General features: G+C 74.0%; 10 protein-coding genes. 1 reads left to right on the top strand and 9 read right to left on the bottom strand.

The annotated features are described in order from the left end of the window. Nucleotides 1-21: 21 nt before the first annotated feature. The 5 genes from I3F58_RS17615 to I3F58_RS17595 all read right to left on the bottom strand — a co-directional run bounded on the left by I3F58_RS17615 (nucleotide 22) and on the right by I3F58_RS17595 (nucleotide 3,918). Entirely contained in the window at nucleotides 22-219 is a 198-nt protein-coding gene (locus I3F58_RS17615; protein WP_240109570.1) for a hypothetical protein, read from the bottom strand. A 95-nt stretch (nucleotides 220-314) separates the two neighbouring features. Then, nucleotides 315-638 (bottom strand): hypothetical protein, encoded by a 324-nt coding sequence (locus I3F58_RS17610; protein ID WP_240109569.1) that lies wholly within the window; start codon nucleotides 636-638, stop codon nucleotides 315-317. Continuing rightward, nucleotides 635-1,012, bottom strand: a complete 378-nt coding sequence (locus tag I3F58_RS17605; protein WP_240109568.1) for a WhiB family transcriptional regulator — start codon at nucleotides 1,010-1,012, stop codon at nucleotides 635-637. Before I3F58_RS17605 ends, I3F58_RS17610 begins: the two co-directional genes overlap by 4 nt. 171 nt (nucleotides 1,013-1,183) lie before the next feature. Beyond that, complete coding sequence (locus tag I3F58_RS17600) at nucleotides 1,184-1,510, bottom strand: hypothetical protein (RefSeq protein WP_275678638.1); 327 nt, start codon at nucleotides 1,508-1,510, stop codon at nucleotides 1,184-1,186. A gap of 218 nt (nucleotides 1,511-1,728) precedes the next feature. Next, the gene (locus I3F58_RS17595) at nucleotides 1,729-3,918 is read right to left on the bottom strand and encodes an ATP-dependent DNA helicase UvrD2 (protein WP_308355034.1); all 2,190 of its coding nucleotides are present in this window, start codon (nucleotides 3,916-3,918) and stop codon (nucleotides 1,729-1,731) included. A gap of 162 nt (nucleotides 3,919-4,080) precedes the next feature. Here I3F58_RS17595 and I3F58_RS17590 point away from each other — a divergent pair, with 162 nt between their 5' ends. Further along, nucleotides 4,081-4,338, top strand: coding sequence for a mycoredoxin (locus I3F58_RS17590; RefSeq protein WP_240109566.1), 258 nt, complete (start codon nucleotides 4,081-4,083; stop codon nucleotides 4,336-4,338). A gap of 56 nt (nucleotides 4,339-4,394) precedes the next feature. Here I3F58_RS17590 and nudC read toward each other — a convergent pair whose 3' ends face one another. The 4 genes from nudC to I3F58_RS17570 all read right to left on the bottom strand — a co-directional run bounded on the left by nudC (nucleotide 4,395) and on the right by I3F58_RS17570 (nucleotide 14,462). Continuing rightward, on the bottom strand, nucleotides 4,395-5,342 hold the full coding sequence (gene nudC / locus I3F58_RS17585; protein ID WP_240109565.1) for an NAD(+) diphosphatase: 948 nt from the start codon (nucleotides 5,340-5,342) through the stop codon (nucleotides 4,395-4,397). Nucleotides 5,343-5,564: 222 nt separating this feature from the next. Further along, nucleotides 5,565-6,983 carry a dipeptidase gene (locus I3F58_RS17580; protein WP_240109564.1) on the bottom strand — a complete coding sequence of 473 codons (1,419 nt, stop codon included), beginning with the start codon at nucleotides 6,981-6,983 and terminating at the stop codon, nucleotides 5,565-5,567. A gap of 10 nt (nucleotides 6,984-6,993) precedes the next feature. Further along, nucleotides 6,994-10,533, bottom strand: a complete 3,540-nt coding sequence (locus I3F58_RS17575) for an ATP-dependent DNA helicase (RefSeq protein WP_240109563.1) — start codon at nucleotides 10,531-10,533, stop codon at nucleotides 6,994-6,996. A 293-nt stretch (nucleotides 10,534-10,826) separates the two neighbouring features. Next, nucleotides 10,827-14,462 (bottom strand): ATP-dependent DNA helicase, encoded by a 3,636-nt coding sequence (locus I3F58_RS17570; RefSeq protein WP_240109562.1) that lies wholly within the window; start codon nucleotides 14,460-14,462, stop codon nucleotides 10,827-10,829. Nucleotides 14,463-14,540 lie beyond the last annotated feature (78 nt).

Here is a 14,540-nt window from a genome sequence, read left to right as displayed (position 1 = left end):
TGCGGGGAAGGGGGAGGCCCCCTACCACCAGGAGGAGTCGAGGCGGCTCTCGATGGACCTGAGGTGGGTTCGGGCGCAGGTTTCGCAGAAGTAGAGTCTCGTGCCGTTTTCGACGGAACAGGTCCAGGTCAGGGGGAGGGTGTCGGCGGTCGTGCCGCAGCGGGAGCAGGTGACGCTCTGCGTGCGGGACCTCGGGGGTTCGGGGGTCCGGTCGTTCACTTCGCGACGATAACTCCCCGGGCCGCCGGTTCCCGGTACAACGCACCGCGGGGGCCGGTCCGTTCGGACGGCCCCCGCGGCGGGTGGTGTGGCGCTTACTGCATGACGGCCATGGCCAGGGCGCGGCGGGCGCGGAGCGAGGCGCGCTCGGCGCGGCGCTGCATCCGCCGGGCGGCGAGCAGGCGGGCACCGGCCCGCTGCTGCTCTGCCTCGTGCAGACGCTCGTGCATATGGGCACGGGCCAGGGCTTCGGGGATGAGTTGCATTTCACGGTTCCTGTTCTGGCGCGAGGCGTGGGCGCCAAGAGTGGTGACGTCAGAGGTCGCGGAGCCCATGGGCTCGTGGGTGGAAGAGGTCATCGGGGCCTGCTTCTGAGGGTCGTGCGTGAGGGGGCGATCGATCGTTCCGGTGGCGTTCATGCCGTGACCGGGTTCTTGCGCGGGCGGCCACGGGGCCGCTTGCGGGCGACGACCACACCCTGGACGAAGAGTTCACCGCCCCAGACACCCCACGGCTCGCGGCGCTCCTTGGCGCCCGCGAGGCAGGCGTCCATCAGAGGGCAGGTGCGGCAGAGGGATTTGGCGTACTCGACGTCCGCCGGCGACTCCGCGAAGAAGACCTCGGGGTCGTAGGAGCGGCAGGGAACGGGTACGCCGAGGTTCTCGATCGCGTCGTCGAGCGCGGTGAGCGCGGTGAGAGCGCTGAGGGCGGTCACGTTGGGGTCCTTCTGAAGGCCGGGCGGGGGGATCGTCTCGGAGGGCGGTACGGACGGGGCGTGCGCTTCGAGTTGCACGGTGGTGTTTTCCTCGTCATGGTCGGTCCGGCCGGTCGGCCGGTGGGCTGGTACCGGGTACTGCTTGGTCCCGAGGCCCCTTCGCTCTGTCGCCCCGTGTGAGGGAAAACAGAAGGGCCGCGGATCCCTGGTGGGGTTCCGCGGCCCTGAAGGCGCCGGCCTGATCCTGGATCAGGCTGGATCACTCCAGGGTTCGAGCCCGCGGAAGGCCCACATCGTGTGGTGGTGCTGCGTCGTCTGCTTCTGGTTGCCGGCACCGGTCGCCGCAATGGCATAGGCCGGGGCCTGCGCCGCTGCTACGTCTGCTTCCAGTGCCTTGGTCGGTCGCTCATCGGCCAGGGATCCCTCGATGACGGGGAGTTCCATCAGGAGGGACGCCGGACGGGCGGCCTCGGAGCCGAAGCCGGACAGGCCGGTGCCGGTGAACGCCGAGCGGGTACGGCCGAAGTGGCCGGACATGCCGAGCGAGCAGGCGGAGGCGACCGGGCGATCGGTCATTTTGGCGGTGCTGACGAAGCTGGTGGTGTTGAAGTTGATGCTGATCACTGGACTCGCCTCCTCTCGGCGTCTCGGGGGGATCGGGCGGGGCCCGGTCCCTCGTGTATTCGGATAAGTACAGCACGAGGACAGCGCTTCAGTGAAGCCGCTGTTCGCGTGGTTAAGAACCTATGGGGACTTCTGGGGCGCGCGCAAACTATTTTTCCGACGAGTTCGTCTCAGTCCTCGACGTTCTCGTCCGAGCATGGCTGACCTGCGCAGATGGCGAGGACGTCGGAGCCGAAGCGGTTGAGCTTGCGGATGCCGACGCCCGGGATGACGGCCAGCTCGGCATCGGTGGCGGGGGTGGCCTCCGCGATGGCCATGAGGGTCTTCTCGGTGAAGACGCAGTAGTCGGGCTGGCCGAGCCGCCGGGCCGCGCGGGACCGCCAGTCCAGCAGCCGCCCGTAGAGCGCCTCGTCCATCTCCGAGGGACAGTCCTCACAGCGCATCAGCTTCATCTCGCCCGCAGCGGTGAGGGTCGTGCCGCACACCCGGCAGCGCACGGGCCCCCGGGCGCGCCGGGGGCGGGTGCCGCCGGGGCGGGCTGCGGCGGCCGCACCGCCCGCGGCGAAGGAGCCGCGACCCGCTGTGCTCGGTACGGTGCCGGGGCGCAGGCCCTTCAGGAAACGGGAGGGTTCGCGGTGGGGGCGCCCCCCGGGGGAGCGGGACAGGGACCAGGACAGGGAGAGGTGCCGGCGGGCGCGGGTGACGCCGACATACAGCAGGCGGCGCTCCTCCTCGATCTGCTCGTCGGTCCTCGCGTAGGTGATGGGGAGGGTTCCTTCGGTGAGGCCGACGAGGAAGACGGCGTCCCATTCGAGGCCCTTGGCGGCGTGCAGGGAGGCAAGGGTGACGCCCTGGACGGTGGGGGCGTGCTGGGCGGCGGCCCGTTCGTCGAGTTCCGCGACGAGGTCGGTGAGGGTGGCGGCGGGGCGGGCGCGGGCCAGGTCCTCCGCGAGGCGGACGAGGGCGGCGAGGGATTCCCAGCGGTCCCGGACGGCTCCGGAGCCCGAGGGGGGCTCGGTGGTCCAGCCCTTGGTCGAGAGGACGGCCCGGACCTGGGAGGGCAGGTCGACGACATCGTCGAGGAGCCGGTCGTTGGCTCCGAAGCGGGCGGCGCCGCGCAGGGCGGCTCCGGCCTCCCGTACCTCCTGGCGTTCGAAGAAGCGCTCCGCGCCGCGCAGCTGGTAGGGCACTCCCGCGTCGGCGAGGGCCTGCTCGTAGATCTCGGAGCGGGCGTTGACCCGGTAGAGGACCGCGATCTCGGCGGCGGGGACACCGGAGGCGATGAGGTCGCGGATGCGGCGGGCGGTGCCTTCGGCCTCGGTGGGTTCGTCGCCGTAGGCGGTGTAGACGGGTTCGGGGCCGGGGCCGCGCTGGGACACCAGCTCCAGCCGGTGGTCGGCGGCCCGGCCGCGGGCCTGGGCGAGGATGCCGTTGGCCAGGTGCACGACCTGGGGGGTGGAGCGGTAGTCGCGGACGAGCTTCACGACGGCGGCGTGGGGATGCCGGGTGCGGAAGTCGAGCAGGTAGTCGGGGGTGGCCCCGGTGAAGGAGTAGATCGTCTGGCTGGCGTCACCGACGACACAGAGGCTGTCGCGGTCCCCGAGCCACAGGTCCAGCAGCCGCTGCTGGAGCGGGGAGACGTCCTGGTACTCGTCGACGACGAAGTGCTGGTACTGGCGGCGGATCTGCTCCGCGATGTCCTGGCGGTCCTGGAGGATGCCCACGGTCAGCAGAAGGACGTCCTCGAAGTCGAGGGTGTCGCGCTCCTGCTTGACCTGCTCGTACATGGAATAGATCTGGCCGATTTCGGCGGGGTCGCGGGGGGCGTCGCGCTGGGCCTCGGCGATGGCGGCCGGATAGTCGGCGGGGACGGTCTGGGTGACCTTGGCCCACTCGATCTCGGCGGTGACATCGCGCAGCTCGGTGCGGTCGAGGCGGACCCGGCAGCGGGCGGCGGCGTCCGCTACGGTCTGGGCCTTGCGGTCGAGGATCCGAGGCAGTTCGCCACCGACGGCTTTCGGCCAGAAGTACTGGAGCTGGCGGAGCGCGGCGGAGTGGAAGGTACGGGCCTGGACGCCGGCCGCACCGAGCTGGCGGAGCCGTCCGCGCATCTCGCCCGCGGCGCGGTTGGTGAAGGTGACGGCGAGCACGCTGGCGGGCTGCAGGATGCCGGCGCGCACCCCGTAGGCGATGCGGTGGGTGATGGCGCGGGTCTTGCCGGTCCCCGCACCGGCGAGGACGCACACCGGTCCGTGCAGGGCGGTCGCGACCTCGCGCTGCTCGGGGTCGAGCCCGTCGAGCACCGCGTCGGCGTCCTGGGGCACCTGCGGGACGAGGGTGGTGTGCGTTGCTCCTGTCACCCTGCCATGCTGCCAGGTCGGCGGAGGCGGCCGTGCCGCTTGTCCACAGGGGTGCGGTCTTTGTCATACCGGCGGGATACCCCCTGAGGGAATGAGCCGCGCGGCCGGTGCGTTCCCCGTGTGCGATCACGCACTCCGAGCACCCAGAGGAGCGGAAGAGACATGCAGGGAACTGTGACGATGTACAGCACGACCTGGTGCGGCTACTGCCGGCGGCTGAAGAGCCAGCTGGACCGCCAGGGCATCGCGTACACCGAGATCAACATCGAGCAGGACCCGGCGTCCGCCGCCTTCGTGGAGAAGGTCAACGACGGCAACCAGACCGTGCCGACGGTGCTCGTGAAGCCGGAGAGCGGTTCCCGGGACGTGGTGATGACCAACCCGAGCCTGGCCCAGGTGCAGCAGGCCCTGGCCGGCTGAGGCCTGTGGCGGCACGCCGAGGGCCCCCTCCCGGCCGGGAGGGGGCCCTCGGCGTGTCAGTGCGTGCTGCCCGGCTTCGGCAGCGGCTTGCCGTACCAGAGTTCGAGAAGGTGGGAGGCGATGGAGATGCCGTACGGGGGGAGGACCTCGCCGGTCTCGAAGGCTGCGGTCAGCTCCTCGCGGGAGAACCAGCGGGCCTCCTCGATCTCGTCTCCGTCGACGTCGATCTCGGTGGACGTGGCGCTGGCCATGAAACCGAGCATCAGGCTGGACGGGAACGGCCAGGGCTGGCTGGCGACGTACTCGACCTGCCCGATGGTGATGCCGACCTCCTCGTGCACCTCGCGGATCACGGACTGCTCGATGGACTCGCCGGGCTCGACGAAGCCCGCGAGGGTCGAGAAGCGGCCCTCCGGCCAGTGCACCTGGCGGCCGAGGAGGCAGCGGTCCCGCTCGTCCGTCACCAGCATGATGACGGCCGGGTCGGTGCGCGGGTAGTGCTCGGCGCCGCAGGCCGGGCAGCGGCGGATGTGACCGGCGGCGGCGATGACGGTGCGCTCGCCGCAGCGGGAGCAGAAACGGTGCAGCCGCTGCCAGTTCTCCAGGGCGACGGCGTGCGCCATGAGACCGGCGTCCCGGGCCTCCAGCAGCAGACCGGCCTCGCGCAGTCCGGCGGGGCGCGCCGACTGGTCCATGCGGCCGGGCAGAGCGTCCTTCTGGAGGGCGAAGTAGCTGACACCGTCGGTGTCCCGGCCGAGGAAGTAACGGTGGGTCTCCGTGAGGGGCGCCTCGAAGGACGGGGTCATGACCAGTTCGGTGCGGCCGTCGGGGGTGTCGTCGATCAGGGCCTGGCCGCCGGACACCACGAAGACGCGGGTGGTGGGGTGGCTCCAGGCCGCTGCCAGCCAGGCCTCGTCAAGACGGTGGTGGGCCGCGCGGTCGATGCCGCTCGGGGCGGTGAGGCCGATCGGGCGGTGATCGGCCTCGTTGCTGATGGTGCTCACTGGTGCGTCCAACTCCCCCGGTGTGTGGGTGTGTGTGTCGGCGTGTGTCTGCGGGTCTTCGGCCGTGCCCCTCGCGGCGGGCGGGCCCCGTGCGCGGGTGGGTGCGCGGGACCCGGACCGCCCGGGCGGGCGGTGCCGCCCCGGTGACGTGGCTCGGGGTTCCGGGCCGCGCGTCACCCGGTGCCGGGCGGCGGGATGCCCGGGGGCGGGGCGCGGCGGGGTTCAGCCGAGGGCGGTGGCGAGTTCGCCCCACAGGTGGGCGCTCGCCTCGGCGCCTTTCAGTAGCAGGTCCAGTTCCACCTTCTCGTTCGGTGCGTGCCAGCCGTCGGATGGTACGGAGATGCCCAGGAACAGCACGGGCGCGGCCAGTACGTCCTGGAGGTCTGCTGCAGGTCCGGAGCCGCCCTCGCGCGTGTAACGGATCTTCGAGCCGTCGAAGGCCCGGCTCATCGCGCGGGTGACCGCCTGGAGCGCGGGGTGGTCGAGCGGGGTCAGGCAGGGCCGGGTGGACGCCCCGAAGGTGATCTTGTGGCGGATGCCTGCGGGGACGCGAGTGGCGACCCACTCCCGTACGGCGGCCTCGACACGGTCCGGGTCCTGTCCGGCGACCAGCCGGAAGGACAGCTTCAGCTGGGCCGAGGACGGGATGATCGTCTTGCCGCCGGGGCCCTGGTAGCCGCCGCCGATGCCGTTGACCTCGGCGGTCGGGCGGGCCCAGACGCGCTCCAGGGTGGAGTAGCCGGTCTCCCCGAGCGTGCTGTGGGAGCGGGCGGTGGCCAGCCAGTCCGCCTCGTCGAAGGGCAGCTCCGCGATCAGGGCGCGCTCGGTTCCGGTGAGCTCCGTGATGCCGTCGTAGAAGCCGGGGACGGTCACACGCTCCTGGTCGTCGTGCAGGGCGGCGGCGATGCGGGCGGCGACGGTCGCCGGGTTGGGGACCGCTCCGCCGAAGGAGCCGGAGTGGATGTCCTGTTCCGGCCCGTACAGCTCGATCTCGCAGTCCGCGAGGCCGCGCATGCCGGTGCAGACGGTGGGCGTGGTCTCGTTCCACATGCCGGTGTCGGAGACGATCACGGCGTCGGCGGCGAGACGGGCGCGTTCGCGTTCGACGAGCGCCCGGAAGTGCGCCGAGCCCGACTCCTCCTCACCCTCGACGATCAGCTTCACGTTGACGGCGGGGGCGGTGAGGCCGGTGGCGGCCAGATGGGCGCGGAGGCCGAGGGTGTGGAAGAACACCTGGCCCTTGTCGTCGGCGGCCCCGCGCGCGTAGAGGCGGTTGTCGCGGACGACCGGCTCGAACGGCTCGGTGTGCCAGCCGTCCTCGCGGGCGGCGGGCTGCACATCGTGGTGTCCGTAGACGAGGACGGTCGGGGCGTCGGGGTCGGCGGACGGCCAGTGCGCGAACACGGCGGGGGCGCCGCCGCCGGCCGGGGCCGTCTCCCACACCTCGACGACCGGGAACCCGGTCTCCTTCAGTTTCGCGGCGAGCCACTCGGCGCTGCGCCGCACGTCCGGGGCGTGCTGCGGCTGCGCGGACACGGAGGGGATGCGCAGCCAGTCCGCGAGGTCGTCGAGGAACGCGGGGCGGTGCTGGTCTATGTACTTCCGTACCGTCTGGACGGCGCTGTCCGGGGTGTGGCTCATGCTCCCGAGCCTATCCGGCGCCGGAGGGTGTCCCGTCTGCCGTCTCACCGAGCATGATCCCTTCCAGCTCGGCACGGCCGGGCAGGTGGGCGGGCCGTACGACGTCCCCGCCGCGTATGTAGACGAAGGCGGCGGTCACCTCGTCGGGCGGCAGCCCGTGCTGCTCGGCCCAGGCGAGGCGGTAGACCGCGAGCTGCAGCGGGTCGCCGGTGTGCCGTCGGCTGGTCTTCCAGTCGACGATCTCGTACGCGCCGGTGGCCGGGTCACGGTAGACCGCGTCGATCCGCCCCCGGATGGTCCGCCCGGCGAGGGTCAGCTGGAACGGCGCCTCCACACGGTGGGGGGTGCGTCGCGCGTACGGAGTGCGAGCGAAGGCCTCCTTGAGGGCGGCGAGGTCCCGTTCGTCCTCGATCTCCGGTTCGTCCGCGTACACCTCGCCGCCGGGCAGTTCCTCCGGGCCGAGCAGGGGCAGCGGCAGCTCCTCGAAGCGGGACTCCACCCACGCATGGAAGCGGGTGCCACGCCGGGCGGCCGGCTGCGGAGGCTGCGGCATCGGCCGGGCCAGCTCGGCGGCGAGGCCGTCCGGGTCGGCGGCGAGGCGCAGGAGCTGCGACGCGGAGAGGGACGCGGGCAGCGGTACGTCACGGGTGGTCGCCCGGGCCCGGAGCAGTTCCCCTGCCAGCGCCTCCAGATCCCGGTCCCAGGACGCGACGGCCCGCGCCTCCTCGGGGGTGAGCGGGCCCTCGTCGCCGTACGGCCGTGGGGCGCGCTGGTGGGGCAGGGTCCCCGGGGGCGGGGCGGGGGCGGGAGGCGCGGCGGGCTCGGCGCGGGAGGCCGACGGCTCGGCGGCATCGTCGGCATCGGCCCGTGGGACGTCGTCGGGTGTGCCGCCCGCCTGCGGCTCGGCGTCGTGCCGGGCCGCCTCCGGCTCCGCTTCCCCGGGCCACGGCTCGCCCGGCCCGTCCGGTTCGCACAGCTCCTCCGGCTCGTCCAGCTCGTCCGGCCACATGAGGGGGTCGTCCTCGGGGCCGCCGTGCCCGCCGGGGACCTGGGTGTGCTGTTCTGCCAGGTAGTGGCGGACCGTGCCGGCCGCCTGGCGGCGGAGAGCCAGGGCGGTGGGGTCCAGCGGCAGGGGCCAGGCCTGGTCGGCGGCCTCCACCGCCGTGAGGGCCGGGTTCTCGGCGTCCTCGTCGGGTTCTTCCGCCCAGGCCTCGGTCTCGCCGTGGCCGGCCGCGCAGTGGTCGTGCAGGGCGTGGAGGAAGCCGGAGGGACCGCGGCGGCGCTTCTGGGAGGGGCCCCACCAGTGGGCGGAGGCCAGGAGGAGGCTCCGGGGGCGAGTGAAGGTCACATAGCCGAGGCGCAGCTCCTCGGTGTGCTGATGGTCCTTCATGGCCGCCTTGAACGCCTTGAGCGAGGCCGCGTCCCAGGTGTCGATGTCCGGGAGGGTGGCGGCGTCGCCGCGCAGGGCGTGCGGCAGCACCTGGGGCTGGGCGGTCCAGGCCTCGCGGGCCCGGGAGCTGGGGAACTGGCCGGTCACCAGGCCGGGGACGGCGACGACGTCCCACTCAAGGCCCTTGGACTTGTGGGCGGTGAGCACCTTGACGGTGTTCTCGGCGCCGGGCAGCGCGTTGTCGAGGCCCTTCTCGTACTGGGCGGCCGTGCGCAGGAAGCCCAGGAACGCGAGCAGGCTGGCGTCGCCGTCGAGGGAGGCGAAGCGTGCGGCGACGTCCAGGAAGTTGCCGAGGGTCTCGCGGCGGCGGGCGGCGAGGGCGTGCGGGGACGCCGACAGTTCGACCTCCAGGCCGGTCGTGGCGAGGATGCGGTGCAGGACGTCCATGAGGGGGTCGGCCAGTGAGCGCCGCAGGTCGCGGAGTTCGGCGGCCAGCCGGGCGAAGCGGACGCGGGCGGCGGCGGAGAACGGCAGCCCGTCGTCGTGACCGCCGGACTCCAGGAACGTGTCCAGGGCGTCCGCCAGGGACACCACCTCGGAGGGGTCCACGCCCTCCACGGCGGCGGCGAGCCGCTCGTCGGCGTCGGCGGACGCCCCGGCGGCGTCGCGGTGCACCAGCAGCCTGGCACGGCGACCGAGGAGAGCCAGGTCGCGCGCGCCGATCCGCCAGCGGGGACCGGTGAGGAGCCGCACCAGGGAGGCGTTGGCACCCGGGTCCTGGAGCACCTCGCAGACGGCGACGAGGTCCGCGACCTCCGGGAGGTGGAGCAGCCCGGACAGGCCGACCACCTCGACGGGGACGTCGCGCGCGACGAGGGCCGCCTGGATCTCGGGGAAGTCGGTGGCCGTGCGGCACAGGACGGCGATCTCGCCGGGCTCCCTGCCGGTGCGGACGAGGTGCGCGATGGAGTCCGCGAGCCAGGCGATCTCCTCGGCCTGGGTGGGCAGGAGGGCGATCCGCACGGTGCCGTCCCGTTCGGCGCCGGGGGCCGGGCGGAGGGCTTCGACACCGTCGTGCAGCGCGCGCAGGGGCGCTGCGAGACCGTTGGCGAGGTGCAGGAGACGGCCGCCGCTGCGCCGGTTCTCGCTGAGTGCGAAGCGGGTGGCGGGGCGCCCGTCGGCGTGCGGGAAGTGGGTGGGGAAGTCGTCGAGGTTGGCGACGGAGGCGCCACGCCAGCCGTAGATGGCCTGGCAGGGATCTCCGACGGCCGTGACGGGGTGACCGCTGCCGCCGCCGAACAGGCCGGACAGGAGGATTCGCTGGGCGACGGACGTGTCCTGGTACTCGTCGAGGAGGACCACCCGGAACTCGTTCCGCAGGAGCGTTCCGACCTCGGGGCGGGAGCGGGCCAGCTCGGCGGAGAGGGCGATCTGGTCTCCGAAGTCGAGCAGGTCGCGGTCGCGTTTGGCGGCGCGGTAGCGGATGACCAGATCGAGCAGTTCGCGGCGGGCGGCGGCGGCCTCGGGGACCTTGCGCAGGTCGGCGTTGCTGAGGCGGGCCCCTTCCAGGGCGGTGAGCAGCGCGGAGTCGTACGAGCGGAGGTCCTCGGGCCGTACGAGGTGCTCGGCCAGCTCCCCGTCGAGGGCGAGGACGTCGCTGACCAGGGTGGGAAAGGAGCGGGTCAGCGCGGGGTAGGGGCCCGGGGCCTCGCGCAGGGCGCGGGCGGCGAGCTGGTAGCGGGTGGCGTCCGCGAGGAGCCGGGCGCTGGGCTCCAGGCCGATGCGCAGGCCGTGGTCGGTGAGGAGCTGCCCGGCGAAGGCGTGGTACGTGGAGATGCGGGGCTCTCCCGGGGGGTCGTCCGGGTCCATGGGGTCGGGGTCGGTGATGCCGGCGCGGACGAGGGCGGTGCGGACGCGTTCCGCGAGTTCGCCGGCGGCCTTGTTGGTGAAGGTGAGGCCGAGGACCTGTCCGGGAGCGACCTGCCCCGTGCCGACCAGCCAGACCACCCGGGCGGCCATCACCGTGGTCTTGCCGGATCCGGCTCCGGCCACGACGACCTGCGGGGCGGGCGGCGCCGTGATGCAGGCCGTCTGCTCCGGGGTGAACGGGATACCGAGGAGCTCCTTGAGCTGCTCGGGGTCGGTGAGTCGTGCGGTCACTCGAAGAAGGCTAGCGGGGCCCGCCGACAGTCGGGCGCGCCTGTGGACAACGGGGCCCGCGGCCTGGCCGGACCGTGCCGGGCGGCGGACCGTGCCCGGGCCGCGGGCCGGGCACGCCGCCCCGGGCTCGCGGCGGGCGTTCGGGCAGCAGGCACCCCACCGGCGTCACCGTCGGCTGACGGGTCCCCGCCGCCTCGGCACCCTCCTCCGCCGTCCGTACGCACGCACCGGAGACCGCTCACCGGCGGCAGGCGCGCACCGGCCCGGGCCTCGGCATGATCCGCCGGACACTCCTATTCCACGATGTGGCGGCCTTCGGGGCGGGCGCTGCAGGAGGCGCGGAAGGTGCAGGTGGTGCAGTGCTGGCCGGTGGTGGGGGTGAAGCGCTCGTCGAGGACGCGGCCCGCGGCGGCCGCGAGGAGACCGGCCACCCAGTCGTCGGCGGGCGGTGCCTGAGGCTGGACACGGGGGAGGGCGTCCCCGCCCTCCTTCCTGGGGGCGGCCTGGCGGAGGTGGACGAGTTCGGCCCCGCCGGGCTCGGGGCGGCGGCCGTCGAAGACCTCGTCGACGGCGCCCTCGCGGACCGCGAGCTGGTAGACGGCCAGCTGGGGGTGGCGGGCGACCTCGTCCCTGGTGGGGGTCTGTCGGCCGGTCTTGAAGTCGACGACGTAGGCACGGCCGTGTTCGTCGCGTTCGACGCGGTCCATGGAGCCGCGGATCCGTACCCGGTACTCACCCGCCTCCAGGGTGATGTCGAAGCCGTGCTCGGTGGCGGCGGGGGCACGGCCGCCGCGGTCCATGACGTGCCAGCGCAGGAAGCGCTCCAGCGCCACGCGCGCGTGCTCCTTCTCCTGCGCGGACTTCCAGGGGGCGTCGAAGGCGAGGGCCTCCCACACCCGGTCGAGGCGTTCCATGAGGACGGCCAGGTCGGCGGGGGTCCTGCCGGAGGCGACCTCGTCCGCGAGGACGTGGACGACGTTGCCGAAGCCCTGGGCGGCGGTGGCGGGGGCGTCGGCCTTGACCTCGCGGCCCAGGAACCACTGGAGGGAGCAGGTGTGGACGAGCTGGTCCAGGGCGCTGCCGGAGAGGGTGACGGGCAGGTCGCGGTCCCGGAGCGGCGCGGTGGCGTGGGTGGGGTCGTCCAGTCCCCACCAGCGGTGCGGGTCGGCGGCGGGGACGAGGGGCTGGCCCTCGTGGTCCGTGAGCGCGGCCAGCCGGGCGAGGCGGCGGGCGGCGGCGTCGCGGAGCGCCGGGGAGGCGGCCTGGTCGACGGTGGTGGCACGCAGTTCCGCGACGAGCGCGGCGACGGCGAGGGGGCGGCGGGGGCGCGCGGTGACGTCCCTGGGCTCGACACCGAGTTCGGTGAGGAAGCGGGAGGGCTGGTCGCCGTCCTCGGCGGACGCCTTGACCGCGGTGACGACGAGCCGGTGCCTCGCACGCGTGGCGGCGACGTAGAAGAGGCGGCGCTCCTCTGCGAGGAGCGCACCCGGGGGGAGCGGTTCCGCGAGGCCGTCGCGGCCGATGCGGTCGGCTTCGAGGAGGGAGCCGCGGCGGCGGAGGTCGGGCCAGAGGCCCTCCTGTACTCCGGCGACGACGACGAGGCTCCACTCCAGGCCCTTGGCGCGGTGCGCGGTCATGAGGCGGACCGCGTCGGGGCGGACGGGTCGGCGTTTGGTGAGGGTGTCGGCGGCGATGTCCTGGGCTTCCAGCTCTGCCAGGAAGTTCAGGGCGCCGCGGCCTCCGGTGCGCTTCTCCGCGCGGGCGGCGGCGTCGAAGAGGGTGCAGACGGCGTCCAGGTCGCGGTCGGCGTTGCGGCCGGCGGCGCCGCCGCGGAGCGCCGCGTTGTGGAGGCGGGTGGGCCAGTTGGTGCCGCTCCAGAGTTCCCAGAGGGCCTCTTCTGCGGTGCCTCCGGCGGCGAGGAGCTCGCGGGTGCGGTGGAGGAGGAGGCCGAGGGCTCGCGCCCCGCGCGCGTAGGTGTCGTGGGCGATGAGGCGTTCCGGCTGCGCGAGGGCGCGGGTGAGGAGGGTGTCGGAGGGCGCGGGCACCTTCGTCCCCGCGGCCCGCTCCTCGTCGCGGAGGGCGCGGCCGAGGCGGCGGAGGTCCGCGGCGTCCATGCCGCCGAGGGGGGAGGCGAGGAGGGTGAGCGCGGTGTCGGTGTCGAGCCAGTCGGGCCCGGGAGCCGTCGGGGCGTCCGCGTGCTCGGCCCCGGGCCCCGCCGGGTGGGCGGGGGGTACGGCTGCGGGGCCGGCGGGACGCGGGGCCGGGGAGCTGGTCCCGTCGGCGGGATCCGCGGCGGCGAGAACGGTGGCGGCGGGCTCAGAGACGCGGCGCGCGGCGGCCTGCCCGGGAGCGAGACCGGTGGCGGCGGGCTCGTCGGCGCCGTCACCGGTACCGGGACCCGCGGTGGCGGGCCCGGGTGCGGGACGCGCGCCCGGTTCCGAGGCGGCACCGGAGACGTCAGCCACAGGCACGGCACCAGGGGCGCCGGTCTCGGAGGCGCCGGCACCCGGGGAGCCCGCCGCGGCCGTCGCCGCGGCGCGGAGGGCCAGGAGCAGTGGGGTCACCGCGGGCTCGTGGCGGAGCGGCAGGTCGGCGCCGTCGATGTCCAGGGGGACGCCCGCCGAGGTCAGGGCGCGGCGCAGCGGCGGCAGGGAGCGGCCTCCGGCACGGACGAGCACGGCCATGTCGCCCCAGGGGACGCCGTCCTCCAGGTGGGCGCGGCGCAGGATGTCCGCGATGTTGTCCAGCTCCGTCGACGCGGTCGGGAAGGTGTACGTCTCCACCCGGCCGCCCTCGCGGACCGGCACCAGCTCCCGGTGGGCGCGGACCGCGTCGCCCGGCAGGCCCCGCAGCGGCATGCGCGTCGTGAGCAGGCGGGTCGCGGAGAGCAGCGCCGACGGGGCGCGACGGGACGTCCGGAGTACGGCGACCGGGGCCGGAGTGCCGTCCGCGCGGCGGAACGTGCGGGGGAAGTCCAGGATGCCGTTGACGTCGGCCCCCCGGAACGCGTAGATCGACTGGTCCGGGTCCCCGAACGCGTACAGCGTCTCGCCCCGCCCGGCCAGCGCCCGCAGGAGCCGTACCTGCGCGGGATCGGTGTCCTGGTACTCGTCGACGAACACCGCGTCGTAGGACGGCAGTGTCACCTCCCGCGCCAGCAGCACCGCGCGGTGCACCAGCTCCGCGTAGTCGAGGACGCCCTGCATGTCCAGCACGTCCAGGTACTCCGCCAGGAACTCCGCCGCCGCCGACCAGTCCTTCCGCCCGGTCCGTCTCGCGAAGTCCGCCAGGGCACGCGGGCCCAGCCCGAGCTCCCGGGAGCGGGCCAGGACGGCCCGTACCTCGTCGGCGAAGCCCCGCGTCGTCAGGCAGGCCCGCAGCTCGTCCGGCCAGCCGATCCGCGCGAGCCCCGCCCGCTCCAGGTCGAGCTGCCCCGCCAGCAGCTCGCGCACGGTGACGTCCTGCTCGGGGCCCGACAGCAGCCGCAGCGGCTCGGCGAACAGCTCGGCGTCCTGGTGGGCCCGTACGAGGGCGTAGCAGTAGGAGTGGAAGGTCGTCGCCTGGGGTGGGGTGACGGGCCCTCGGGGGCCTCGTGCGCCCCGCAGCCGGGCCGTCATGCGGTCGCGGAGCTCCACGGCCGCCTTGCGGCTGAAGGTGAGGACGAGGATCCGGTCCGGGTCGGCGCCCTGCTCGACGCGGGAGGCGACCGCCTCCACCAGGGTCGTCGTCTTGCCGGTGCCGGGTCCGGCGAGGACCAGGAGGGGACCGCCCGGGTGGTCAACCACCGCGCGCTGTGCTGCGTCCAGGAGGGGAGGGGTCACCGGGCCCGGCGGGGTGCGTACCAGCCGGTACGCGCCCGGCGACCGGTGCCGTACCGGATCGGGGTACGGCTGGTACGGCGCTCGCCGGGTGGTGGAGGAGGAGCTCACGTGGATCGCCGGTCCTGGTGCTGGACGCGCTGATGGTGGGTGCGTCGTCGGTGGGTGGCTGGTCGTCGGTGTGCGGGC

The organism is Streptomyces sp. MUM 203J, from assembly GCF_022414595.1.
Classification (GTDB): Bacteria; Actinomycetota; Actinomycetes; order Streptomycetales; family Streptomycetaceae; genus Streptomyces.
This window is presented reverse-complemented; position numbering and strand designations above follow the sequence as displayed.

Bases quoted from the DNA above. Each gene is read 5' to 3' on its own strand.
- I3F58_RS17610 (WP_240109569.1), bottom strand. From the start codon at position 638: ATGAACGCCACCGGAACGATCGATCGCCCCCTCACGCACGACCCTCAG.
- I3F58_RS17590 (WP_240109566.1), top strand. From the start codon at position 4,081: ATGCAGGGAACTGTGACGATGTACAGCACGACCTGGTGCGGCTACTGC.
- I3F58_RS17580 (WP_240109564.1), bottom strand. From the start codon at position 6,983: ATGAGCCACACCCCGGACAGCGCCGTCCAGACGGTACGGAAGTACATA.
- I3F58_RS17600 (WP_275678638.1), bottom strand. From the start codon at position 1,510: ATGACCGATCGCCCGGTCGCCTCCGCCTGCTCGCTCGGCATGTCCGGC.